Annotated in this window: 23 protein-coding genes; 6 read left to right on the plus strand and 17 right to left on the minus strand. The window is 58.3% G+C overall.

The genetic code is table 11. The annotated features are described in order from the left end of the window. Positions 1–9: 9 nt before the first annotated feature. Both EYB53_RS11240 and EYB53_RS11245 read right to left on the minus strand, forming a co-directional pair. A complete protein-coding gene (locus EYB53_RS11240) occupies positions 10–1263 on the minus strand; it encodes a 7-cyano-7-deazaguanine synthase (protein WP_135478280.1) in 1254 nt (417 codons plus the stop codon). A 328-nt stretch (positions 1264–1591) separates the two neighbouring features. Then, a complete protein-coding gene (locus tag EYB53_RS11245; RefSeq protein WP_135478281.1) occupies positions 1592–1795 on the minus strand; it encodes a hypothetical protein in 204 nt (67 codons plus the stop codon). Between the two features lie 399 nt (positions 1796–2194). Here EYB53_RS11245 and EYB53_RS11250 point away from each other — a divergent pair, with 399 nt between their 5' ends. The 3 genes from EYB53_RS11250 to EYB53_RS11260 all read left to right on the plus strand — a co-directional run bounded on the left by EYB53_RS11250 (position 2195) and on the right by EYB53_RS11260 (position 5717). Then, complete coding sequence (locus EYB53_RS11250; protein WP_135478282.1) at positions 2195–3031, plus strand: helix-turn-helix domain-containing protein; 837 nt, start codon at positions 2195–2197, stop codon at positions 3029–3031. Between the two features lie 17 nt (positions 3032–3048). Continuing rightward, on the plus strand, positions 3049–4344 hold the full coding sequence (locus EYB53_RS11255) for an ABC transporter ATP-binding protein (protein WP_135478283.1): 1296 nt from the start codon (positions 3049–3051) through the stop codon (positions 4342–4344). Positions 4345–4484: 140 nt separating this feature from the next. After that, positions 4485–5717 carry a hypothetical protein gene (locus EYB53_RS11260; RefSeq protein WP_209949609.1) on the plus strand — a complete coding sequence of 411 codons (1233 nt, stop codon included), beginning with the start codon at positions 4485–4487 and terminating at the stop codon, positions 5715–5717. A gap of 109 nt (positions 5718–5826) precedes the next feature. On the opposite strand, the gene EYB53_RS11265 is transcribed toward EYB53_RS11260, so the two are convergent. Next, on the minus strand, positions 5827–7002 hold the full coding sequence (locus tag EYB53_RS11265; RefSeq protein WP_135478285.1) for a transposase: 1176 nt from the start codon (positions 7000–7002) through the stop codon (positions 5827–5829). A 179-nt stretch (positions 7003–7181) separates the two neighbouring features. Beyond that, a complete protein-coding gene (locus EYB53_RS11270; RefSeq protein ID WP_135478286.1) occupies positions 7182–8168 on the minus strand; it encodes a hypothetical protein in 987 nt (328 codons plus the stop codon). Here EYB53_RS11270 and EYB53_RS11275 point away from each other — a divergent pair. After that, positions 8167–8319, plus strand: a complete 153-nt coding sequence (locus tag EYB53_RS11275) for a hypothetical protein (RefSeq protein WP_167857355.1) — start codon at positions 8167–8169, stop codon at positions 8317–8319. The genes EYB53_RS11270 and EYB53_RS11275 overlap by 2 nt on opposite strands. A 148-nt stretch (positions 8320–8467) precedes the next feature. On the opposite strand, the gene EYB53_RS11280 is transcribed toward EYB53_RS11275, so the two are convergent. The 11 genes from EYB53_RS11280 to EYB53_RS11330 all read right to left on the minus strand — a co-directional run bounded on the left by EYB53_RS11280 (position 8468) and on the right by EYB53_RS11330 (position 20082). Then, on the minus strand, positions 8468–9526 hold the full coding sequence (locus EYB53_RS11280) for a type IV secretory system conjugative DNA transfer family protein (protein ID WP_135478287.1): 1059 nt from the start codon (positions 9524–9526) through the stop codon (positions 8468–8470). A gap of 408 nt (positions 9527–9934) precedes the next feature. After that, complete coding sequence (locus tag EYB53_RS11285; RefSeq protein WP_135478288.1) at positions 9935–10459, minus strand: hypothetical protein; 525 nt, start codon at positions 10457–10459, stop codon at positions 9935–9937. Beyond that, a complete protein-coding gene (locus tag EYB53_RS11290) occupies positions 10446–13007 on the minus strand; it encodes a baseplate J/gp47 family protein (protein ID WP_135478289.1) in 2562 nt (853 codons plus the stop codon). The genes EYB53_RS11285 and EYB53_RS11290 overlap by 14 nt, the downstream gene beginning before the upstream one ends. Further along, the gene (locus tag EYB53_RS11295) at positions 13007–13441 is read right to left on the minus strand and encodes a GPW/gp25 family protein (RefSeq protein ID WP_135478290.1); all 435 of its coding nucleotides are present in this window, start codon (positions 13439–13441) and stop codon (positions 13007–13009) included. The genes EYB53_RS11290 and EYB53_RS11295 overlap by 1 nt, the downstream gene beginning before the upstream one ends. Further along, complete coding sequence (locus tag EYB53_RS11300) at positions 13442–13783, minus strand: hypothetical protein (RefSeq protein ID WP_135478291.1); 342 nt, start codon at positions 13781–13783, stop codon at positions 13442–13444. 28 nt (positions 13784–13811) lie between these two features. Further along, on the minus strand, positions 13812–15332 hold the full coding sequence (locus tag EYB53_RS11305; RefSeq protein WP_135478292.1) for a phage baseplate assembly protein V: 1521 nt from the start codon (positions 15330–15332) through the stop codon (positions 13812–13814). 202 nt (positions 15333–15534) lie between these two features. Next, entirely contained in the window at positions 15535–16341 is an 807-nt protein-coding gene (locus EYB53_RS11310) for a CIS tube protein (RefSeq protein WP_135478293.1), read from the minus strand. Between the two features lie 3 nt (positions 16342–16344). Then, entirely contained in the window at positions 16345–17523 is a 1179-nt protein-coding gene (locus tag EYB53_RS11315; protein ID WP_167857357.1) for a hypothetical protein, read from the minus strand. Positions 17524–17795: 272 nt separating this feature from the next. After that, positions 17796–18257 (minus strand): phage tail protein, encoded by a 462-nt coding sequence (locus tag EYB53_RS11320; protein WP_135478296.1) that lies wholly within the window; start codon positions 18255–18257, stop codon positions 17796–17798. Between the two features lie 11 nt (positions 18258–18268). Next, positions 18269–19492, minus strand: coding sequence for a phage tail sheath family protein (locus EYB53_RS11325; protein ID WP_135478297.1), 1224 nt, complete (start codon positions 19490–19492; stop codon positions 18269–18271). Between the two features lie 14 nt (positions 19493–19506). Then, positions 19507–20082 carry a carboxypeptidase regulatory-like domain-containing protein gene (locus EYB53_RS11330; RefSeq protein WP_135478298.1) on the minus strand — a complete coding sequence of 192 codons (576 nt, stop codon included), beginning with the start codon at positions 20080–20082 and terminating at the stop codon, positions 19507–19509. Between the two features lie 281 nt (positions 20083–20363). Between EYB53_RS11330 and EYB53_RS11335 the strand changes: the two genes are divergently transcribed. After that, the gene (locus EYB53_RS11335; protein ID WP_135478299.1) at positions 20364–21446 is read left to right on the plus strand and encodes a hypothetical protein; all 1083 of its coding nucleotides are present in this window, start codon (positions 20364–20366) and stop codon (positions 21444–21446) included. An 18-nt stretch (positions 21447–21464) separates the two neighbouring features. Beyond that, positions 21465–21983 (plus strand): hypothetical protein, encoded by a 519-nt coding sequence (locus tag EYB53_RS11340; RefSeq protein WP_135478300.1) that lies wholly within the window; start codon positions 21465–21467, stop codon positions 21981–21983. 35 nt (positions 21984–22018) lie between these two features. Here EYB53_RS11340 and EYB53_RS11345 read toward each other — a convergent pair whose 3' ends face one another. Beyond that, on the minus strand, positions 22019–23035 hold the full coding sequence (locus EYB53_RS11345) for a hypothetical protein (protein WP_205712636.1): 1017 nt from the start codon (positions 23033–23035) through the stop codon (positions 22019–22021). 477 nt (positions 23036–23512) lie between these two features. Beyond that, the coding region (locus EYB53_RS11350) for a DUF5131 family protein (RefSeq protein WP_135478301.1) at positions 23513–24082 on the minus strand (570 nt) is incomplete at its 5' end.

Here is a 24082-nt window from a genome sequence, read left to right on the forward strand (position 1 = left end):
TTTGCCAACTTACGCGGCCTCGCGTAGTTCCTCTTCCCCAAGCAGCCCTCGCTCGATGTATGGCCGCACCTGTTCCCACTCGTCTACATAGCGCTGATACATCTGCGCGAATTGGCCTTGCAGCCATGTAGGCGTCAGGCCCTCAAACAGCGTTATGCGGTCGATGATGTCCATCATGCGAGGGTAGTAACTCGCCAAGCTATCCCAAGGCTTATCGGTTGAGAGGAGTTGGCGCAGTACCTGAACTTGCCAGAGCATAGCTCGCAAATGATTGCCTATCGAAGGACGATAGCCTTGCTCCTCTGGGATCGAGGGAAACAGGTATTTAGTTTCGTCTTGGACACCAGCAGCGAGTAGGCTCTGCTTCCGTAGGATGCAAGAGGAGCAAACACCGCACTGGCTTGGTACCTCGCGATGAAGACGATCGCATGAAACCGTTTGGACAATGAGTGGATAGTAACGTTCATCATGAAAAATACGGCACATATCGGCCTTGGTCCAGAAGATAAAGGGGTTCACGAAGCTAAAAGATGCGCTGATGATCTGCGATACCATTTCGCTCATCAAGGTGAGCGAGATGGGATGGACTGCCCGCGTGTGATCAAGTCCAACCTCAGAGGCACGAAAGGGCAGATTAATTGCACCCACACCATTCTCGTAGATGTGAAGCTGATTCTCGTCAGCAAGCAGGGCGCACACAGCCCCAAGGAGCATGAAAACAAAACCTCTAGCGCGCTGGTTACGATTGCGAGGGATGTTGGTAGCGGTATATCGATAGATCACTTGGGTGCAAGACACCCGCTGTGGGTGATGTTCAGCCAGTCTGACAGCCAGGTCACGTTGCCGGAAGTGAAGTTGCGAGTTGCTACCGGATCCAAACAGCAAATAGTGTTTGGATGGCTCGCAAGCCATACGATTAACCAGCCCGGACAGCGAGTCAAGTCCCCCGCTCCAGAGAGCGACCTCTGTCACACGTGATTTCCCGCTTAAGTCGAGGCATCCTTGACGCTCGGCACACCGACCACTCTTTTGGCGCGAAGTAAATTCAAAGTCCCATTTGTCTTCCGTATACCAATAGAGAAGTTCTCTCAACATATCAGATACTACCGGTTGCTCAAACAGCTCGCGGTGACGCAAAGGCAGCTTAATATGCAGACGTCGCGGGAAATCTGCTCGACCAATTGCGAAGCGATCTGCAACATGAACTGCTATCGCTAAGTCGACAAGATCAGCTTGCAGTGAGGAAATCTGACGAGACAGCATATATGGCAACTGTGAGTCATCAATTGTGGATGAAATGACCCGCGAGTAGCCTGTATGGCGGTCAACAATTCGTACACAACTGCTGACTGACGCCTTTGTAGTGTTGAGCCATAGGTACGCGCTCTTCAAATTCTGCGGTATACATTCGACGCAGGGTGCGCTCCATCAACTGGACATTGGTATTTGACAGTTCATTACCTCTGCGTATGTCATATAGCAGTTCCTTGCTTGCTTCAATAATTTGCTGGCTAGTACGCTTGGGAATGTTACACTGCGCAACCAAATGCTCAATCTCACGATTGACGCTCTGCCAGTTAGTAAAGAGCGGCTATCTGGAAATCTCATTCAATCGCTCTGCAATCTGTGCGATCATTTGCGCTGGTACATCGCCGCCTTGTTGGAGTTGACGCTTGAGCGTTTCAACAACTCCTTCCGCAAGCGATTCCTCGTTGAACTGGCCTTCGCAGAGTTGCTTGTAAACCTTTTGATATGGTCGAGTGAGACCAGGATGGACCCGATCGCCGTCCGGCATAGTACTGCCCCCCTGACTGTGGATCCGTAGTGTCAGTAGGTGCAGTATAATAGGAATATATGACATTGTCAATGTTTAAGGGGTAATTTTTAGAAAAATGTCAGAAATCTTACGCATCGACCGAGTCGTGCTGGATGAGTGTGTGGACGAGGACGCTGCTGCCGTTGAGCAGGATCTGCGATTTCGGATCTGCTTTGCGTGCGCGAACCTGCTTGATGATGTTGTCACGGATCAGGGTCGAGTTGCGCCGGGCGTCAGCAAAGTCCAGTGTGGTAGAGACGACACCGAGCCGCGGGTGGTAAGCGGGTCAAAGTTGATCAAAAGGCGCAGGCGTTTTGCTCAAACCCCACTTGACCTTGCCCTTAGGGTAAGGTATATCCTACGCGTAAGGAGGGGTTCATGCGTGGAACACGGGTGACCATCGGCGTCGCGGCCCAACTGCTCGGCGTTAGCGCGAAGACCCTGCGCCACTATCAGCGCCGGGGGCTCTTGAGCGATACGCACCGGGAGGCCAACGGCTACCGCTCGTTCGGGGCTGCCGACCTGCTGCGCGTCCAGCAGATCCGTCGACTCCAAAGCCTGGGTCTTTCGCTTACCCAGGTTCAGGCGTTGCTTGACGCGCCGGACGCCGATTCGTCGCTGCAAGCAGCGCTGGCCCAGCTTGCGGCTGAAGTAGAGATCCAGATCGCTCAGCTGGAGGCTCGTCGTGCGCTGATTGCCCGTCTCGCGGCCGACCCGCAGACACTGATGGAGCAGCCTCTAATTCCCTCGCCCACCGCCGCGCTCATCGAGGCCTCGCTCGGGGATCTCGCCGACGAGGTCAGCCCGTGGATGCGCGAGGCCGACGCCTATCTGCTCGGCCAATTGGATACTGTGCTCGGCAACGACTCGGCCTACCACGCCCAGATGCAGGAACTGGCCCAGCTTGCCGCCGCACACCCGACGGCCTACCAGGAGCTCGTTGCTCTTGGCCGACGGCTTGAAGCACTGCGCGATGCCGACCCCACCGTACCCGAGATCGCCGACCTGGCTGCCGCCTACCAAATCGCCGTCACCGAGAATGTACTCATGCGCGCCATGGTCGCCCTGCCCGTCCCCGACGGCCCTGCGGCGGAGTTGCTCGGTGACCTGCTCGGCCTGACTGCGCCGAAGGTGCTCTCGTCTGCTCAGCTGCGGGTCTTCGCGCTGGCCGGGGCGACCGCAGCGACCGCCGATCCGCCGACTTCAACCAGCTAGCAATAGAGGAGAATGCGATGCGCCTCACCTACAGCCAGCGAACTGGCTCCTCGACCCTCATCCTTGGGCTACTGGGCCTCGCTCTGGTCGAGGTAGCCCTGATCGGCGGGCTGATCAGCGTCCTCGTCCCGTCACCGCTGCGCTGGGTGCTGCTCGCCGCGCTTGCCGCCCTGACCCTGTGGGCAATGCTGAGCGCCCTCAGCCCGTTCGTGACGGCGCATCACCTCGACGCCGAGACCCTCCAGCTGCGCTTTGGCCTGGCAGTGCGCGCCAAGCTTCCCCGCGCGCAGATTGCCACCGCGACCCTGGTGAGCGTCCCGTCCGGGGTGATGGCCGGGGCAACCTACACGCCCGAGCGCCGCGAGCTGCGCCTGGGCCTGCATACCCAGGGACTGATTCAGCTGGAACTGGCCGAGCCGCTTAGCATCCGCGTCGGGCTGCGCGGGGGCGGGTCCGTCGAGCGCATCATCCTTGCGTTGGACGAACCCGAACTCCTCCTCACGGCTCTCACTGGGTCGGCGCCAGCTGCCCCCACTACTGAGATCACGCAGCCAATGGCCGTGGCGGTCGGGCCAGGGCCAACAGGAATGCCGCTGCTGGTCGCCGACGGGCTCGCGCGCTGCTATGGACAGCGATCCATTGTCGCGGGGCTGAGCTTCGCGGTGCGCGCCGGCGAAATCTATGGCTTCCTTGGACCAAACGGCGCCGGCAAGACGACTACGATCAAGCTGCTGGTGGGGCTCCTGACACCTGATGCGGGGCGAGTGAGCATCGCGGGCCACGACGTATGGAAGGCACCACTGGCAGCCCGCGCCGCCCTTGGCTACGTCGCTGATCGGGCGCTGCTCACCGAGCGGCTGACCGGGCGCGAATACCTGTACTTCCTGGCGCAGCTCCGTGCGCTCCCGCTGCCGGAAGCCCAGGCCCGCAGCGCCGCGCTGCTCGACCAGTTCGAGCTTGGGCCGCACGCTGACTGCCTCAGCGGCAGCTACTCGCTGGGGATGCGCCGCAAGCTGGCGCTGGCTGGAGCGCTGCTCCACCGCCCGCCGGTGTTGGTGCTCGACGAGCCGTTCAACGGACTGGACCCCCGCGCGGCCTACCGGCTCAAGCTGTTGCTGCGCGACTTGGCCGACGCGGGCAGCGCAATCTTGCTCTCGACCCACGACCTGGCGGCGATGGAGTTGGTGGCCGACCGGGTGGGTCTGCTCCACGCAGGGCGACTGGTCGCGGAGGGCCGCCCAGACGAGGTGCGCTCCCTGGCCGCTGCGGAGAGTCTGGAGCAAGCCTTTCTCCAGCTGACGGTGACGCCATGAGCGCCGCCCGGCTGTTCTGGCGCACGGTCGGCCGCGAGCTGTCCAACGCACGCTGCAGCGACCCAAGCTTTCGCATCGGCAACCTAGTTGGCCTCATTGTCGGACTCGTGCTCGCAGCATGGGGCGGGTGGACGTTACACTTGCGGATAGCTGGTTGGGGAGAAGATCAGGGCTTAGAAGAACTGACGCGGAACCTTGCGTTCACGCTGGTCTTATTCTGGCTCGGGCTCGGGGCGTGGGCGGGAGTAGGGGCACTGCGCCTCGGGCTGGCGCGCGACGAGCAGCAGCTCCTGCTGACGTTGCCATTGCGTCCGGCGGATCGCTGGCATGCCCTGCTGGTGCGCGTGGTGCGCGAGTGGGTGGGCTTGGTACCGCTCGCCCTTACCCTGACCGCCCTCGGTGGCGGGCTGACGGCCCTGGGCACGCCCAGCCTGCTCTGGCTGCTCGCCGCCGGCGTCGGAGTGGCGCTGGCCCTCGTTGCTGGCCCCCTGATCGCCGTCGGTGGGGCCGCACTCCTGCTGCGGCTCCCGCTGCCGTCAGGCAGCGATGGCTGGCTCGCGGGATTGGGCGGACGCTGCCTGGAGGCACTCACTCTGCGCCAGAGCAGTCGCGATCGTGCGCCCACCGCCCACATCCTGCCTGGTATTGCCCTGCTTAGCGCGGTGGTCGCGCGGCGGCGCACGCCCGTAGCAGCGATCCTCTGGCGCAGCCTGATCAGCCAGAGCCGTAACTGGACCTTCCGCCTCCGCGTGCTGATGACCCCGGTCCTTTGCGCCGGCGGCCTCTGGCTCTCCGGACAGGTCACACTCCCTGGATTGGGCGACGGGCAACGCTTAGCCGCCTTCGCGGTGGTGCTGGCGCTGCTGACCATTGCCGACGGAGCGGCGAGCCCGGTGGGTGGCGAGGGCGAGCGGCTAGCCGTGCTGCTCACAGCTCCAGTGAGCGCGGGCGCGCTGCTGCGAGGCAAGCTGCTGGCGATGCTGCTGGCTGTCGGTGTCCAGGCGCTTTTCGTCACGGCGACGCTTGGGGTGCTGCTCCAACTTGGCGCAGGGGCCGTGCTACTTGTGCTCGCACAGGTGCTAGTGGCGCTCCTCGGGCTCGTCGCGCTGTTCGTGGGCGGGAGCGTTTGGGACAGCGATCTGTCGCGCCAGGTGGAGGGAGCGATGCAGGCGCTGCTCGTCGAGGAGGTGCCGGTGACGCCGATGCGGCTCATCCTGATCGGACTGGGCAGTCTCCTGGTTACGGCCCAGATCTGGCTGATCGTGGCCCTCGACGGTGCGCTCGCCCTCGCCGCCCTTGCGGCGCTCACCGCAGTGGTTGTCGCCGGCTCCAGTGTCGGTGGTCGGCTTGCGCTGCCGCAGATCGTCCGCTAGGCCTTCATATGGACTCCAACAGCCCGAGGGTGCCGACGGCTCTCCACGCCACGGGCATGGTCAGTGGCGACTGGGTCGCGTTCGACCAGACTGCGACCCGTGTCGATGGTCAAGTGGCGGCGAAGCCCTTCCCTTCTGAGGCTTGCCGGTGATAATCCCCGCGTACTGGACCCAGCAGGTCAAGCTGATACTGGCGCTCGCTTTCGATGAGCAGTTCGGCGTCGATATAGCCGGTATCAGTCAGGTGGACTTCAGGCAGGAGCTCGCGCTGCTTGAGTGCTTCGTGCATGCGCTCCGTGACGGCATCGTCCGAGGTGGTCGCCATCGTAGTTTCCACATTGGTAATCAGGTGCGGCAGATCGGCATCGCAACTCTCGGTCAGATTAACCTTGTAACCGATCCAGGTCATGCCGCGCTTCTGGCTGTAGCGTGCGTCGTGGTCGTAGGGTGAACTGATGTACTGGCCTGCCGACGGGGTTTCATCGTTGGCGCGCCAATGCAGTTGGCCCTGTTCCGTCCAGGTGTAGTTCTGGAGCCAGACCCGATGCAGGGTCTCGACCGCGGGAACGCTGCGCTGCCACGCTGGCGCATCAGTCGCAACCACCGCACTGAGGAACTGCGAACCATCTCGCCCGACTTCATTGGCCAAGGCAAGCCGCGCGGCGGCTGCCTCAGGAAGCCGATAGTCCTCAAAGCGGTCTTCATAGCGGTCGAGCCACTCGCGCTGGCTGAGGCTGAGCAGCCAGTCAGGTGCGACAAGCGCCAGACAGTTGAGGGCGTGGCGCAGGGTCGAGCCGACGCACTCCAAGCGATTAAGGGCGCGCATCGCGGCAAGCACGTGGGTCGAATCACTCCGCTGGCGCCTGTGATCACGAAGCAGGCCGTGCTCACGAAATTGGGTGAGCACGCTGTCGAAGAGCAGATGCTCAGCATTGCCAGTGACCAGGCGTGTGCGAAACTCACTGAGCACTGATGGGTCAAAGCCGGCATAGGTCAGCGGCAAGGCCAGCAGATACTTCCAGTCAATCCGGCTACGAACTGCGTCGGCAGCTTGTTCGTCAGAAAGCCGCTCGGCAAACGGTAGGATGGTAATCAGGGCGAGGCGCGCGGGGTCTTCGCCGGACTGACCAGGATGGGAGAAGAGGTGCTGAAAGTCGGGGTTGTGGAACAGCGGCCCAAAGGTATCCCGCAGCAAGAGATAGCAATTGCCCTTGGGAAAGGCGGCTTTGGCCACCCGTACCGTTTCTTCCGGTATCACGTAGAACAGCGGCGAGTTGAGCGACATCTCCTACCTCCACCGATCTTCGCGCCACTTCCAATCTGAGGTTGGAGCGATGATAGCGCAGGCTAGCGTTTTTTGGGCATCCCCAGCACCCAAGCCTTCGGAGATGGGGTTCGCCAGGGGTATCGAAAGTGCGGGAGAGTCACTTTTCGATTGACAAACACACCTAGCCTCCCTCTTATCTACCACCCATCCCACGCCGGGCTGTCAACCTGAAAACGCGTGCGCGAAACCGGCCTCGGCTGCTCAAATCTCACCACCCCCTCCTCCAGATCCCACGGGCGCAGCGAGCGCGGGCGGCCTTCCATGTCGTGCCAGACCCAGACGCTGCGCCCGTCAGGCAGGTATCGGCGCGGGTTCCAGGGGTGCCAATGCGTGCCCGTGCCCAGCGTGAGCGTCTCGACAGTGGTGAAGAAGGCGGGCAGCAGCGCGTGCTGCGTCCAGGCGCTCCAGATGGTTTCGAGGCGGAGCCAGCCCTGGTCGGTGATCCAGAGAAAGATGGTGTGCGTGGCGGGCGGCCAGGTGGTCTGATCCCAGCGGGTGCGCCAGTTGCGGGCGCGCTGGGCGAGTTGGCGGGCGTCTTCGCTGCCGCTGTCGATCTCGACGACCAGGCGCATGATGCCGAAACCCGGCGGTGGGGTGTAATCCGCGCCGAGATACTCCGGGGCGTAGGTGACGGGCCACGTGCGCTGCGCGGGCAGCCCGTCGAGGTCGTAGCCGATTGCGGCGATCCCGTCGCCGCGGGCGTCGCTGCCGCTGAAGGGCCGGATCATCCAGCCCATGCCGCTGATGCCCAGGTCGGTGCGGATGTCTTCATGCAGCGCGACGCCAAACTGGTTGGCGAGCAGCAGCCCTGGGTGCACGCGCTCGGCGACCGGGCGCACCGGTGCGAGGCGTGGGAAGCCCGCTTCGCGCAGCAGGCGGGCTCCGTTCCGCCCGAGTTGGTAGCCGCGCCCGTCAGGGATGGCGATGGGCTGGATGTATTGCTCGGCCAGCCAGCGTGCGAGCCGTTCGGTGCGCGCTTGCCGACTGACGGCCTCGGGCCAGACGAGGGCGCAGAGGTCGTTTTCGCTGAGCAGGATGCTGTCGTTGAGCCGCTGGAGCATCAGCCGGGTGCGTTCGCCGAGGTTCGACCAGGTGACGCGGCGGCGTGATCGCGTGGTGGGCATGGGCGATGGATCCTTTGCTGCTGATGGGCTGGTTGGGCCGAAGCACCCGCCGCCGCGAGGTTCGCCGGGGGCGAACCTCGCGGCGGCGGGTGCTTCGGCCTTACGTCGACGGCGTGCGCTGACTGCACGCTGGCGGGCCTGGCTCGGCTGACGATGTGACCGTCGCGTCGGCGGGTGCGCGAGACGAGTCGCGCTGCCTGCTTCTGCGATGCGGCTGCGCCAGGCTGAGCGCGGCGGCGAGGCGCGTCGCTCTGGGTGCCGGGCGGCGGGCGGGCCTGGGATGGCGGTGGTGAGCGCATCTACGGGGGAGCCTGTCGTCTCGCCGGTGGGCCGGGCACGGCGGGCGGGGTGACCGCTGGCCCGGCGGGCGAGCGGGATGTCTCGCGCGGCCGCCGTCCGCGATCCGGCTGGGCCATGCTGCGTTCGTCGGTGGGGTAGCGGCGTACCAGCGCGGCGACGTAGCAGGCGTTGATCAGGGGGTGGACGCCGTAGCGCTGCTGGCTGAGTTGGGCGAGGTGTTGGTCGGCGGGGAGGGTGCGTGGGCACTGCGCCAGGTGCTCGGCGTCGTGTTGCGCGCGGCGAGTCGCGACGGCGCGCAGGCGTTCGATCAGGTGCTGGATCGCGGCCCAGGCCTGATCGCTCAACTCGCCCGTCCTCGTTCCGTGCCCCTCGGCGACCAGTGCGGCGCGGTGTTCCTGGTGGAGGGCGCTGAGCCATGCGTGGGCCACCGCGCGATAGACGGTCTCGGGCAGCAGGTCTGGGTGGGTCGCCAGGGCTTCGCGGACGCCCTGCTCCAGCGCTTCGAGGGTGGCTAGGTCGAGCGCTTCGGCGGGCGAGGCGGGCGTGAAGGGGGGGCGCGCGGTCGGGGGGTGCGCGGGGGCGGGCTGCTCGGGCGGGCGTTCGCGGGGGATGGCCGACATCAGGCCCATGTCGCGGCGTTCCACGGGGAAACGAATGAGCAGCTCTTCGCGGGGTTTGACGCCGGTGAAGTCTTCGGGTTGAAGCCCCTGGTTGGCGTAGGCATTGACCAGGTCGCGGGTGTCGTCGCGCACGCCGCTCGTCAGGCACATGCCGCCGATCACGTTCAGCACGATGCCGCCCAGCTTTTCGCCCAGTTGGTTCAAGCCCTGGTGCGCACCGATCAGGCCGACGCCCATCGAGCGGGTGCGCGTCCACATGCGCTCGGCGTCTTCGGCGCGCTCGGCCTTCACGAACATTTGCACCTCGTCGACAAAGAGCGGCCAGTCCCAGCGCTGCTCCGGGTCAGTTTCGTCCTGCTGGGCGAAGGTCGCGCTGACGATGCTCTGGAAGAGTGCCGCCCCCACCCGGCTCGCGCACCCGGCCAGGCAGCGCAACAACGGGTAAGATCTTTCGTGAGGCAACGAGCCCCGACAAAGTAAGATTCTCTCGTGAGGCAGAACGGGCGGCAAATCTAGTTGACATTTAACACCGCCACACACGCCCGGAAGTCTGATTGCCCGCGCGGCCCGTGCCCTCCGCCCGGCCGCGCCACCCGAACCGCCGGGGTGGGTCAAAAGCAACCCGGCGATCTGGGTCAAAAATAAACCGGCCTTGACAGCGGGGCGCTTCTTGAGCGATTGAAAGCATTTGGGTATAATCAATACCCTCGCCAAGATGGGCACCTCGTAAGACGGTAGTCAGCAAAGTGGGGAACAAGACCCACGGCCTCGGTCGCTTCTTTTCGCGTTTAGCGGGTAAAATGGAGCCGCTCGCGGTATGATTGTGGCGAGGGCATTATAACTCAATTATTCGAATATTACTTTGTATGTAACATAGGCTGGTTTTTCAGATTGAATAATTTGTTCAATTAGAACACGGTAACGCTCACTCTGGTGCGGGGCGCGTATGTGCAGATGAAAGGGATGCAGGTGCTCGTCGACGGTGAAACCAGTCAGACCAGTCGCAATTTCGAGAAACTGGCACAGTCCGTATGCTGTCCCCCGCCAGCGTGACAGATGGGCGGCATTCGCAATCAAATTGCGCAATCGAGCGATGCCGCTTGGAAAAGGCGGTGATACCGCTGATCCTGGTGAGCGTTCAGGATCAGGTATCGTTACCAACCATCCCAGATCAACCCAGTAAGCCAGAAAAGGGACAAAATAGTTGGGGGCACGGTAGGGATCAAAATAGGCATCCAGATTAGCCAGCACTGCTTCCGACGGTTCGTGCAAGGCTTCCATCGCAGCCAACACGCCAGCCAGCATGCTATCTGACCGCATGGTGCGCTGAAAGACACCCGGAAGAAGCTGGATAAGCTCATTCTGTTTCATGTTCGCTCACCACGATAACTTCATGATTACCTGAGCAAAAAAGCCAGCTTTCTGGCAGAGCGACTTTTTCAGTAAATTCTGTATGTGATACACGGTTATATGTAACACCTTTATCAGCACTTCCAAAGACGCCGTCACTCCCACTTGCAAGTACAAAATGGGCATCAGGTACAACAGCCACACTATCGATTGGCTGAAAGCGTGCTCGATCGCGCAAAGGCAAACCACAGCTAACATCAGGCGTTTCCCACTCTGGCATCTGCTTCGCCCGATCCAGACGTAGTACTCCGCTACGGTGTGAGCCAGCAAGTACGGTGGTACCGGCAAAAGCAAATGCACGACAACTTCCTCCCGACCAGCCACGCCCAAATGGTTGCCAGCCACCTGCACTATTCATATCCCACATAAAACAGCCTTTGCCAGGATCGTCCCCACCTGCCGACGCTGTGCCCGCCCACAAGTATGCGTTGGGGCCTTCAGATTGCACAGCCAGGGTGCGGATATCTTCACCCTCCAGTCCAATTGAGGCAAACGAGGCTGGCATCCCACCCTGGCGGGAAAGAAATACCCCGCTCTGACCCTGTGCTGCCACAGCCACACTGACCTCACCACGCAGATTCTGCGCCGTAGCAAGCGCAAAAAAGCCCTGATGCTGCTTTGATGGATTGACGAGAATCTGGACGGGACTGGCATCCGGGTGCAATGTTTGTTCATACAGCCCACCATCAGTTGCCATCATGATCACAGGTATGCCCTCACGGGGAACCCAGACACAATCTTGCACATCAAAGGTTAGCATAAAACCGGACTCCCACATTTCGCCGCAATCACGTGAGATATAGAGACGCGAACCGCTTTCATCTTCACGCTGCGTAATGACGGCGACCAGGCCAGCATGGGTAGGGTGGGTACGCACCAGCCTGACCTGTTCGTCAGAAAAATGTCTGACTGACTCCCAGCCGTTCCCATCATTCAGTGAACGGAACAGGCGTGAGCTGCTGCTCGCATACCATGTGCGTGGTTGGAACACATCAGCAGCAAGCGAACGTACATGGGCATTGGGCACATCATCAACAATCAGTTTCACCTGATCGACCCACCGTACCCCCGGCTCGGCCAGGGCAATATCATAGATATGAGACGCACGCAACGCCTGGCCAAACGGCCACCCGGCTGGATTGATCTGCGTCGGGAGAGGATTGATCGTCTCGTAGAGGCGGTGAAGCACACGCTGCTGCACTGACGCTAGGTTTTCTTCGCGGCGCACAACAATGCGGAGACTGACACGCAAGCTTTTGTAATGGGCCCAGTTGACCAGGCACGTTGTGCCAAGCGGCCGACGCTGATCCAACTCCTTCTGGATCTGTTCACACGCTGCGGCTGTTTCATGGGCTTGCAGCGTAGCCACATCAACCCGCTGCCCATCCTGTTGCGCAAGATATGGTACCAGCAGCACTTCTACAGTTCCGGGCGCTGCATGTGTCCAGAGGGAGGCGCGGGCAAAGGCTTTAGCACGCGCGAGTGTGCGTGAACTAGACAGGGCGAGCAGTTCAAAATCACGAGCCGTAACCGCGCGTTGCAGAGAATGCAACTCTTGTGGCCCACGAATTAACGCATTCTCAAGGGTCTCTGCTGAGCGTCCACCAGTTGCGGCAGATGGATTGGTAACTTCTACTCCAGGTATGGCATCTTTCAACACCGTCAGCGTATTAGCAGGCACATTGCCTGCCAACCCACCACCGCGGCGATACCACAGGCGAACCTCGCGATTTGCTATGGGCAAGGCAGCCAGCATGCGCGGCTGGGCTTCGAGCAACCCTGCGTCCCAGCGCGTACGGCCTGCCGGGGCAAAAGTAATGCGACCCTGCAGCCGATCGGCTACATAGACAAATCCATCGGAACCTAGATTCGCAAACGTCTGGACTTCGCGCCAGATCCGATATGTTTTTCCGTTGTACTGAAGTGCGGGAACGCGGTCACTCAGATCTTCCTGCGGCGTTTCTGTCCCCACAACAAGATCCAGATCATCACCCGTAGGGGCAATAATAGGCGGGTGCCTTGCAGACACCACAAACTGCGGCAAGCCTGTCCCCATCCCTGCCAATTCAGCTGCAACCAGATCACAGTGAAAGGCCAGCACACGCCCTTCGTGTTCGCCTACCTGAAGGGTGATCGTATGGACTGTAGAAAAGATTGGTGGCTCACTTCCGCCTGCCGTGCGGTTAAGGGTGACCCGTGTTCCACGGGGAATCTCAAGTGGCACATCAGTCTGGTTGCGCTTGAAGTGTAATTCAACCCGTGCGGCAGATGGTGGCTGGAGGTGTACGCCCATCAAGCTCAGAAACTCAATATAGGCCTTGTTGGGCAAACGATTGAGTCGATAGATCATCGTTTCGGTCAAGTGCGCAAACAACTCCAGCAGCACAATACCCGGATCTCCCGGAGACAGATCTGTCCACTGGGGACATGTTTGCGCAATACGCTGTTTGGCTTGCTCAACCAGCGTACGGAAATCACGATCATCCAGGTTAGGCGATGACAGGGACATTAGAAATCCTCTCCTGCCAGATGTATCGAAACGACCAGATGCTCAATCTGTCGGGTCGCCCGGACACGGTAATCCAGGATTATCAAGAGCCGATCAGGTTCCAGATGATGGCGTTGCGCATCAATATGCACAATCTCGATACGCGGTTCCCAGCGTTCCAGAGCACTCCGCACATAATAGATAGCCAGGCCAGCCGCAGTTTCATCATTAGGGGAAAAGACAAGGCGGTGCAATAAACAGCCATAATCTGGTCGCATTACCCGCTCACCAGGGATCGTCGAGAGGAGCAGCAAGATAGCCTGGCGTACGCTCGCATCACCTGAGACCATCGCCACACCACCCTGATCGTTGACTTGCAACCCGGCGGATGGATCCATTACATCCATACCAGGAACGACAAAGCGCCAGGCCTGGTAGCGTGAACCAGCTGTCATCTATGTTCCCTCCCTGACCAGATCCTGACCAGCGCGTCGTACGTGATACTCTACAATGCCTGGTGGAGTACCATCAGTCAAACCAATGACCGTATCCAAACAGACCTGTTTCCCCTGGATGCGCACCAGGTCAGAATAGCCCTGTTTCACGGCCAGAGTGGTTGTACACGGCTTGATCGTCGGCCCGATATTTGGGCATCCGACAATTGTCTGGCTTTCAGGATTAGTTGCGACCAGTACGCGGCGATGGGCAATAGTGACCAGATCCTGGGTTGGCTTATGGTTCACTATACCCAATTCATGCGCACATACCAGCACACCATCCTCACTCAAGAAATACATGTATATGCCTCTTTGCTCATCAGGCAACTCACCCTCGTTCAAAGTTAATAAACTGCCCTCGAATTGTCACTAATCGACCTGGTGCTTCCAGGTCAAGGTCAGTTGCAGCATGCAGCAGCAATTTTTCTGGCGACAGCTCCAGATAGCTGCCGTCACTATTTTCGAGGCGGATCAAGTTGCCGACATCGTCAAGCCTGATGCGCTGACCGCCACGAGTCAGCAGCGTATACTGTCGAACACTACGCTCATTAATCCCACTATCAGGTACGCCGCCCATGCCATACAACCCACCCAGCACAATGCCCTGCGCTGGATCTTCATGGGGCAACAGGACAAGCACATGATCGCCCACATCCGGAAGGGCCATCAAGCCTTTGTTTTGACCAGCGGCAATCGCCAGAACACCCAGCCATTCGCTCTCAACATCATTGTAGGTAGGGAAAACGATACGCACACGCCCCAGATGATCGGGATCATCAACTCGACTTACAATGCCAATTGTCGTCACTGTGCTATGCGGGCGTGGAGCGGGCATAGGAGGCATTGTTGACAATTCAGACACAAAGCCCATCTGATGATCAATGGTATGCTTGACCGCAGTCAATACGTATGTCCCGGCAAGATGATCATCGACACCACGCACCTCAACTGGGGTACCTGGCTGCAAGCGGGTATCGCCATCCGCTATGCCCCAGAACGTCACTTCACGTGCAGTTTGCCGATCCAGTTCAGCGCATGCCATTGCTTCAGTATGGCTGTTGTCTTGCGTTACCTCATCTACCATCGTGCGAATACCATTGCCACCAACCTGATCAGGGAGCACCTCAGCCCTGACTGATCTTCTGCTCCGCGGCGTAGTCGCACTCGCCGTAAACTGTTCAATGCGCAAGGGATTCCAGCCTAGCGTCTCAACCACACGGCAGGCTGGATCTCCATTCAATTCAATGCGAGCCTCAAACAGGGTCTCACGCAAGATAAGGGGCACAGCTTCGCCGATACCTGCCAGCGTCAACAAATGCAGCACATGCTCACGCACCACCACATAGAGACCACAGGCGTCGGCAATTGTGGTCAATAATTCTAAATCAGATTGGCGAGCCTGGATCCGTTGTTGCCAGAGTGGGCCATGTTCAGTGGCATCTACTGTTAATCCTATGTCAGCGACCAACTCTTGAGCTAGATCGTACAGGCTTACCTGCACATGACTGCGCACAGACTGGCGCTTGCGTAGGCGATGCAACAAATCGTACCCACGCACACGTAGTTCACGCCCACCCGCTGGATCATAGGTATATTCGAGCGCCGTGATCTCGCCCACGAATAGAGGATCACGCTGATCAGGCACACGGATGCGCAGCGAGGTACCGGGGGCAAGGCGGTGTGCGGCACTCAGATGCTGGGGAGGGTCAACAAATACCAGTTCACATTGGCACGGCAAGGACAGTTGCTGCTGTACCATGATGGCCTGCAATGTGTGTGTATCTTGAGACGGCATTTCAATGCCGTTTAATTCTATTTTTACATGTGGTCTATAGATACGTTTTTGCATATTTTATTTGTCACTTATTAGTTATAATATTCCATATGGGTTTATTTATGTAGAGGGAGTTGCGCCCGGGGCTGATGAGTTTTAAGAATTAAATTCGGTAGTGCCGACTTCAGTCGGCTGAGCTAGAAGCCGACTGAAGTCGGCACTACCATATACCCAATTTAATATTGAATATTCATTAGCCCCGGAATTCCACCACGGGTCATTGTTGCTGACGTAAGGCAGCAAGGAGTGCAGACAGTGGTGGAAGACGCAGTATGCTGCCTGCAGTGATCCGCAATGGGTCTGCAATATCGTTAAAACAAGCAATCAGGCGCCACAGCGCGGCAGTTTGCATGTCCTGGTCAGCATATGATAGTGGTGCCTCCCCATAAAATCGCGATGCTACGACATATAATCGTTCACCGAGTTCTGGTTGATCGTCTGTACTGCCAGCTGTAGTTTCATACGAAGTTACATGCTCTACTAAGGCGTCAGGTCCAAGCATGGCCAATTCTTCTGGCGTTAAGGTGGCCTGAGAGGTGGACTGGCTGCCAGTCGGGCGCATAATGGGCTCACTGACCCGCACGAAGCGCATACGCAACCAGGAACGACCCGGTGCCCCTACCATCGTAAATTGCTCCAAACGCTCAGTCACGGCAGTGATGATGCCAGGGATGTTCCAGGCTTTGCCCCAGACAAACCGCACCTGTCGGAGTTGAGTGGTGCCATCTGCTGACAGCGTATTTTCGGTAAGGTTCCATAGAGGGCGAGTCAGGTCACGTACGTCATCAGTCTGAATTGAAGAGCCAGTCAGACTGACATCAAAGAGCAATGACAGTTCAAGCTCTGTGTGCCCACCACCCGTATAGATGAGCGGGTCGTCGGTCAGACCTGCACCAGTCAGTTGCCCACCTACCGACTGGCGTGTGCGGATGCCTGCCACACGTCGCATCAATAACGTGTTGGGATTCAACAGACAACTGATCTGTTCACCAGTACTTTCGAGCAAAAAAACGACACGCTCCATGCTTCACCACCTGTGCCAGCCACGACGCTCCTGCTCCAGACGCTGATACCGTTCCCATTGACGTAACTGCTGCTGCATCTCGCCTCCTGGTTCGGTTGCTATATCTGGTAGAGCAATCCAACGTTCATCTAATGATGGAGGCAACAACTGCACTTCGGCGTGAGGGTCAGGGAACAATCTGGGCCAGGGATCTTCATAGGGAGCCTGTTGTTGGAAAGCAGGGTTCAGACGTGCCGTTCGATCGCCCTCTTCTGAAGGACGTGAGTGCCTTTGTGACATGCGTTCGTCAGTGAAGGATATGGGGCTGGCATGTTCTTCTACCGCCTTTTTCATCGCTGCATGCCGAGCGGAAGGTGACGTGCGAACATCAGTGAAGGATATGGTGCTGGCATGTTCTTCTACCGCCTTTTCCATCGCTGCATGCCGAGCGGAAGGTGAAGTGCCAACATCAGTGAAGGATATGGGGCTGGCATGTTCTTCTACCGCCTTTTTCATCGCTGCATGCCGAGCGGAAAGTGAAGTGCCAACATCGCTATGCGACAAAGCGTCTGTAAGGCGTCCCTCCTGTTCATCTGCGAACTCTGGGGCGAGGGGGGTAGCGTTGGGGCCGGATGCTAGTCTTGCTTGCTCGCCAGCGGCATATGCTGTCTGTGCCTGAACTTCATGAGCAAGCAGAGATGCGGCGAGCGTTTGGTCGGAGGGCGCGTTTTCTTCCGCATCTTCCCTGAGCGAGGGAGCGACAGAATGAACGACCTCTGGAAATATCTGGCGACGCATAGCCATGCCCTGCACCTCACGCTGATCATCGCGTTCGTGCAGAGGGGCATGAAGCTGCTGGCTAGCTAAGGAAGCACCATGCTCTTCGGATGTATCTGCAGTCTGCCCCTGGCGTTCATTGGGCACTGCAATTGATTGATCAGGGCGAATATGAGCAACTGACTGGGTGCGACGTGGCAACGGCACATGGTAGATAGGCCCATGATCAAGCCCACGCGGTTCAGCATCACGCTGCTGAGGCAGATCACGTTCAGCGTCAACCTCTTGCGCGGGCGGGAAGGGCGCATCGTATGGGGAAGACTCAGGCTGCATGGCTGGTGAGGGCTGGTGCGGTGCTCGGTATTCTGATGCAGTCGAGGGCGGAGCAATCTGCCATGTGCTTGAACGATCGACAGGATCGAGCAACTGAGGCGCATGCTGACGAACCACAGCCAGCCAATGGGCAGGTGGGCCACTGCTGCGCACATGATGCCGCCAATGCTCTGGCGGCTCAGGGCGCTGGTCTAGCGGATTTGTTGCAGCAGGCGCAGCATCCGTCTGTGGAGGTGCAGGGGGTGTCGGGATATGCTGCTCAGTTGTAACTGAAGCAACTCCGGCACGGCGCAGCAAGACATCACCCCAATGCTCCATCTGCCGACCGACTGCATACAAAAGCCAGCGACGCATAGCGGCATACCTCACGCTCGATCAAGGGTTTCAAAGACAATCGTCAAGGTCTCAATCGCCAACGCATGATCCAGCGCATTCAGCGGTGCACCGCGCCAACGTGCAGGCCAGGCATTAATGCAATCCCAACGCATCACCTCTGCCACACCGCGACTGTCAAGCATCAAAATCGAAATATTCTTCCGCTGAACCCGCCCCTCCACTGCAGTCATAAACCAATCCCAGAGTTCACGCGAATCAGTCAACCCATAGCGCAGTTCAATATCACCATACGTGACCGGCCCGGGAACACGATGCACCACTTCATTCACCCCACCCTGGCGATATCTGATTGCATGCACTTGAATATCAAAGCCACTGCATTCAGTAAAATGACCTGCGGTAATACCCTGAATTTCAAGCTTGAAATTATATACACGATACGGATCGGCAAAGACGCCGGCTTGCCCTCCAGAGGCACCTGGATCTGACATACGTGACCTCCTTACTCAATCTCGACGCTTCCTTCAGACTGGCTAATGCGGAAGATAATAAACTCAGCTGGCTTCACCGGTGCAACACCAATCAGGGTGACAACCATCCCCGCATTGATCACGTCGGGGGGATTAGTCTCCGCATCACATTTGACAAAAAACGCCTCTTCGGGCGTATTCCCCATCAAGGCGCCATCGCGCCACAGACGCGTAAGGAACGCACGAATATCGCGTCGAATCGACTTCCAGAGCGACTGATCATTAGGCTCAAAGACGATCCAGCGCGTACTTTGCGCAATTGACTCTTCAATCATCGTGAACAGACGGCGCACATTGAGATACCGCCATTCACTGCTGCCATCAGCGACCGTACGAGCGCCCCAGATGCGAATACCCTCGCGGAGGAAAAAGCGAATACAATTCACTCCATTTTGGTTCAACTCGCCCTGTTCATCAGGTGTAAGCCGGTAGGTCAAATTGAGTGCCCCACGGAGCGCTTCATTGGCCGGCGCCTTATGCACACCGCGCTGAGCATCGCTGCGTGCCCACACCCCGGCAACATGACCTGAAGGCGGCACAGCCATCTGCTGCCCAGAAAGCGGATCGCGCACAATAATGTAGGGAAAATAGAAGGCACCATATCCCCGATCAGACTGACGTGGGCGTAAACCCTGGGGCTTCGGTGGCTGACGTGGAGGGCTACCACTAGCGTCCTCGCCACTTGCGGCCGCGGGTGGCGCCGCAACCTGAACGGTAGCAACTCGCGTAAGCAGATCAATGTTGTCAACGCGAGCAGGGGCATCAAGGATCGCAACGCGATCCTTGAGTTTCTCACAATGGGTCAGCAAGGCATCATACGATGCAACATCGCTAAACCCCGGAGCCGCCACAATGGCCACCTCATCGATCTCCTCCAATACCTCTACACCTGAACGCTCGCTCCCACCTCCAGCGATTGACTGCCCTGACCCGATATTGACAACATAGCAACGTCGCCCGCCATTCAGAAAGAAGCCATAGACAGCATGAGACAGATGCGTACTTGCAGCATTGTCAGGAACATACTCGCGAACAAACTGCTGCCAATTATTCAGCGCAACAGCTTCATTGACATGGGCGTTGGCATTGGGAGCACGCCCGACAAAAGCGGCTGTACTGGTACCAACAGCCTGGATTGGCCTTGGACCACGTTCGATCTCCTCAACGTACACGCCTGGGGTCATATAGTTTGGCATAGCACCCCTCTACCTTATTGATCCAACAAATCAACATGGATCAGCAGCGGCTCATCAAGCGACGACGGACCAGGCTTGACTTTCACCTCAAACTCGCGTCCTCTCGTCTTCACCGACAACAGCGTAGCGGTGGGCATATCAGGCACGCTAGCAAAGTGAAAACAGCCCTGGGTATCGGTATAATGTCCCATCTGGAGTGCAGGTAGTTCGATGCGTGCCCCCTTAATGGGCTTATCACCTGGACCAACCAACTTGCCATAGAGCGACACCATTAATCCGGAATGTATAACCAGTGGTTGGGCAACCATCGGCACATCCGGTTCAGAACGGGGAAAGCGGGCGGGCACGAGGAGGAGGAAGGCTGGCTGTGGAGGGACACCAAATGAAGACCAGACTGCCGCCGTCTGGGGTACCAGTTCAACGGTGTACTCTGCTTTATCCAGGGCCGCAAACACGAGAACACCCAGCAGGCGATGCGCCTCCTGAATATCTTCGGCCCAGGTGGTAACGACATAGCGCAACAAGACCTGAAGCGGTGCGCGTTTTGTGGTACGAGCAGGAGGGTCAGGCAAGATATCTTGCAAGTACAAACTCACTCCACAACCGTCTGTTGCGGTCCCTGGAGGTTGGAGCGAAATAGTGAGCGAGGGCAAGTCGAGGATGCTGGATACCCACCTGGACAACTGATGATCGATCTGGTCAAACATACAGATCACCGTGAATAAAGCAGCCGTTTGGGTATGTTGATATACTCTAAGCATACAATATCAAGGAAATACCCCATTGTCAACGTTTATGTTTGACTTGGCACCGACGCATCTGCTATAGTATATGCAATTTCATTCATTGCTGACATATGAGGAGACGCTCTATGTCCAGCCCGTTCGCGATTACTACGGTCAGTACCACGCTTCAGCTATCTACCACACGACAGGGCGAATCAGTCTTTACCGTTTCTAACACCTCAGGGCGCCAACTTACCGGCCGTGCTCGGGTAACGCCGACCGACCCCGCGACGGCTGGCTGGTTTACCCTGAGTGGGGAAAGCGAGCGTGACTTCAGACTGAACGAGACCCATCAATACAATGTTCGTGTGGCGATACCCTCGCACGTACAACCGGGCAACTACACGTTTCATCTCGATATGGTCGGGGTGGAAAATCCAGATGAGCAGTATACCCGAGGGCCAACCGTACAGGTGGAGGTGCCTGCTAACCCTTTGCCACCAGGCACGCCCTTTCCCTGGTGGATCGTTGCCGTAATCGTCGGCGTACTCCTGCTCGGCGGAGGGTTGGCAGCGTATCTTATCTGGGGGCGCGATGGAGACAATGGGGCGATTACTAACACACCGACCCCAACACTAGAGCCAAGCGTAACACCAACACTAGAGCCAAGCGTAACACCAACACTAGAGCCAAGCGTAACCCCGACGCCCTTTGCCCTCGCTGATCCTGTGCTTCTCTCTTTTGATGAAGCCCTGGGGGTTCTTTCCGAAGATTTTTACGCCAGCCTTGGCGTCAGTCTCACCACGCCAGCATCAAACTTTGGTGACGAAGTCATAGGCATTGTAGCCAACGGCAATACATCGGCATGCGTTGAGTCAAAAAGCCCCGAGGATCGGGTTCTTGCAACCGGGCGCGGTTCAAGCGTTGGTGTTTCGGCATTTCCCATTCGCGCCACGTTTGACCCACCTGTCGTAGCGGTGAGTGTCGAGTTTCAAGGCCCCGCCAATTTTCGCATGCGCCTGTTTTCAGGCACCGAGGAGTTAGAGACCGTTAGTGCGGTTGGCAGTGCCGCTGGAACCTGTGGCTTCCCTGGTTCACCGCGCAGCAACGGAACGATTGAGGCTACTGCTTCGCCTAATAAACCGATTACGGCTGTAATTTTTGATGAGCCTTCTGGGGGCAGGGTCTTTGCCATTGATAACCTCATGTTTACCCCCCTGAACCCTTGATTGATCTGCAAAACAAGGATGAGTATTAAACTGTTTACGGCGGTACTCGTACTTCTGATCCTGTTCTTTATCCTTGGGGTCGGCCTGGGTGCTGGCAATAGCAATAGCCAGGTTCCCAACATCGACGTGGGGTGGATTCAGGGGATCGGGCGGCTCGTGCCTGCGCCAGCACTGACCTTTGATGATATGCAGCCTCTGTCACCACCGGGGCTATGCCCACCTCCCCAGAATAATCAATTGATAGTTGGCCTTGGCCAGACCTGTGAATTTCGCATGGCGACAACCAGTACCCCCGTGCGCAGACTACCCCTGCGGGTAGTTCAGGGTGCCACTATGCGATTTGAAATGACACAACCAGGCGTAGCGGGAGGAACACAGCGTCGAAGTTGCAACCAGACGATCAACGTTGATGTCTACGAAGGAGGCGAAGATGAATTTGCACTTCTACGGATCACCTGTCTGTTAACAACTGATAGCTCTTGCCCTGGCGAACCATCATTAAGTAATAGTATATGTGTTCTTGAAAAAGATAATTGAAAAAGATCTAAAAACGTATCTGTCGCACTCGATATTTAAGTCAACGAGCGATCAACGCGCACGGCCTTCAAGATGGCAATCAGCGATCCGATTAGCAACACAACAGACCAGATTGCAGCAAACACCGCACCAAGCATAGCGGCAATGCCATCAGTAATGCTGACCAGTACAAGCGGAACCAGACCATGCAGCAAACTCACAAGCACATGAGCCAGGAATGATGTCAGCACAAGCAACATCAAGCCAGAATTTTGAAGAAAGCGTTGATGAGCCACTACCAGGCAGACGGCAAACCCAAGCTTAAGCATCAGCAGGAATGACAAAACAATGCCTGCTCCACCCCGATCAAAAAAGCCATACTTTACCAGGTAGGTTATGGTTCCAAATGGCACAGCCAGGAAGAGCGAGACCATGAAGAGAACCATCCCGAGCGCCGCAAAGAGCAGTGTTATGCTCAACAGCAACAACAGCAATGCGAAAATGAGCGTTGCAATACCTTGAATGCGCCCGTGAACTCGTTCAGGAACGACCAAACTTATGCCCATCAAGCCGACTGTAAACAACACAATGCTATCAATCAACGCAAGATACTGGATCGCCATCCCTGGTCGAGTGCTTTGTTCAATCTGACTCTGGTCAACCTCACCAACATCAAGGCTATCATCGACACGACTGATATCTGCGGGCGAGATCTGCCCACTCGGACTCTGCAAGACCAGAGTCGAGCCAAGCTCAATCAGCACGACTAGGGCAATGAGCACCAGTGCCAGTGCAAACACTGGCGTGCGCAAACGATCCATATACCACCATCCCAACACTCCAACGCCCCAACGTGCTAACGTCAACGACAGCATTAAAATTAGGTCATAGACCTGAGGGGAAAACTTATCAGCCTCGGCATGCTCATAGGGCAACTCAGCCTGCAGGCAGTCGATATCTACGACGAGAATGATGAGCTCGGACTGGTCTTTACGAGATTGTACCACCAACTGGCCCGCCAGCAAAGCCACGAACTCGAACGCCTGCGCCGCGTGCAGCGCGCCGTCCTGCACGTCATCATCTCCAGCACCTCACGCATCGTCCGGAGCGGCCTCACCCAGCACCTGCGCGGCGTCGCCCAGATCATGGAAGCCACCCGACCGCGCTCCGCCTGGCCCTGCAGCACCTGCCATGGACGGCGATCATCGCCGAGGGAAGCGCGGCGAGCGCCATTGCCCCGATCGCCCAGGCGCACCAGATCCCCCTCGTGCTGCTCGCCCTTGACCCACTCCAGACCCGCACCGCACCGCCCGATGGCGTCGCCGCCGTGGTCTTCGCCCACGACCCAGCCCTCAGCGAACGCCTGACGCCCTGACCACCGTCAACTCCCACTGGCGCAACATCGGCGCCCCGCGTGGCCTGACCCGCAAGCAGGCCAGGCTCTGGGCGCAGGAGGAGGTGCGGAGGGTGCGGGGCGAAAAGTAACACGGGTGGCATTATGGGCCAAAGTAGTCAACCCCGGGGAAAGGTGATCCGATTTCTTTCCAGAATCACATACTCACAGGAGTGAACTGGGGATAGTCATCCCAGGTGCGATCATTGAGCAGACGTCCACCAGTTTTTGGTGTGCGCCCGCCCCATTGTTTGAAAAAGAACGCGGTGCCTGCTTCAATGCAGCGATCGCGCAATTCGCGAACCCAGGCCGGATCGCACGGACGATGCCCCGGCCCGCTCTCGCCACCAGCAATCAGCCAGTGGATATCGGTCAAATCAAGCTGTTCAAGCGAACCCAGGAGCGGCTCCGCACTGATGAAGCGAACGGCCGCTGGTACCCGCCGGAGTTGTTCGGCACGCCAGCTATACTGCATCGTCTCAATGGAGACGCCAAGCCAGATCTGGTCTGGCCAGGGCGCAAGATGCCCACTGTAACGCCGTAGGCGCTCGCTGATACGTGGCACAAGTCGGGCAAGCCGCGCGGGGCGCTTAGTCAGAACCTGGAAGGTATGCCAGTGCGCCTGCGCCATGATGTCGAATACCTGGAAAATGAAGTCGTCAGGAACATCTTTCCTTACCGTTCGCTTATTTCTAGACAGGGTTCGGAGAATCTGGTAGGCTCGTGG

Source organism: Candidatus Chloroploca mongolica (assembly GCF_004762035.2).
Taxonomy (GTDB): domain Bacteria; phylum Chloroflexota; class Chloroflexia; order Chloroflexales; family Chloroflexaceae; genus Chloroploca; species Chloroploca mongolica.

Excerpts from the sequence above, each read along its gene's own strand:
- EYB53_RS11240 (WP_135478280.1), bottom strand. The coding sequence starts at position 1,263 with ATGCTGTCTCGTCAGATTTCCTCACTGCAAGCTGATCTTGTCGACTTA.
- EYB53_RS11245 (WP_135478281.1), bottom strand. The coding sequence starts at position 1,795 with ATGCCGGACGGCGATCGGGTCCATCCTGGTCTCACTCGACCATATCAA.
- EYB53_RS11250 (WP_135478282.1), top strand. The coding sequence starts at position 2,195 with ATGCGTGGAACACGGGTGACCATCGGCGTCGCGGCCCAACTGCTCGGC.
- EYB53_RS11255 (WP_135478283.1), top strand. The coding sequence starts at position 3,049 with ATGCGCCTCACCTACAGCCAGCGAACTGGCTCCTCGACCCTCATCCTT.
- EYB53_RS11265 (WP_135478285.1), bottom strand. The coding sequence starts at position 7,002 with ATGTCGCTCAACTCGCCGCTGTTCTACGTGATACCGGAAGAAACGGTA.
- EYB53_RS11275 (WP_167857355.1), top strand. The coding sequence starts at position 8,167 with ATGGGCGATGGATCCTTTGCTGCTGATGGGCTGGTTGGGCCGAAGCAC.
- EYB53_RS11270 (WP_135478286.1), bottom strand. The coding sequence starts at position 8,168 with ATGCCCACCACGCGATCACGCCGCCGCGTCACCTGGTCGAACCTCGGC.
- EYB53_RS11285 (WP_135478288.1), bottom strand. The coding sequence starts at position 10,459 with ATGAAACAGAATGAGCTTATCCAGCTTCTTCCGGGTGTCTTTCAGCGC.
- EYB53_RS11290 (WP_135478289.1), bottom strand. The coding sequence starts at position 13,007 with ATGTCCCTGTCATCGCCTAACCTGGATGATCGTGATTTCCGTACGCTG.
- EYB53_RS11295 (WP_135478290.1), bottom strand. The coding sequence starts at position 13,441 with ATGACAGCTGGTTCACGCTACCAGGCCTGGCGCTTTGTCGTTCCTGGT.
- EYB53_RS11300 (WP_135478291.1), bottom strand. The coding sequence starts at position 13,783 with ATGTATTTCTTGAGTGAGGATGGTGTGCTGGTATGTGCGCATGAATTG.
- EYB53_RS11305 (WP_135478292.1), bottom strand. The coding sequence starts at position 15,332 with ATGCAAAAACGTATCTATAGACCACATGTAAAAATAGAATTAAACGGC.
- EYB53_RS11310 (WP_135478293.1), bottom strand. The coding sequence starts at position 16,341 with ATGGAGCGTGTCGTTTTTTTGCTCGAAAGTACTGGTGAACAGATCAGT.
- EYB53_RS11320 (WP_135478296.1), bottom strand. The coding sequence starts at position 18,257 with ATGTCAGATCCAGGTGCCTCTGGAGGGCAAGCCGGCGTCTTTGCCGAT.
- EYB53_RS11325 (WP_135478297.1), bottom strand. The coding sequence starts at position 19,492 with ATGCCAAACTATATGACCCCAGGCGTGTACGTTGAGGAGATCGAACGT.
- EYB53_RS11335 (WP_135478299.1), top strand. The coding sequence starts at position 20,364 with ATGTCCAGCCCGTTCGCGATTACTACGGTCAGTACCACGCTTCAGCTA.
- EYB53_RS11340 (WP_135478300.1), top strand. The coding sequence starts at position 21,465 with ATGAGTATTAAACTGTTTACGGCGGTACTCGTACTTCTGATCCTGTTC.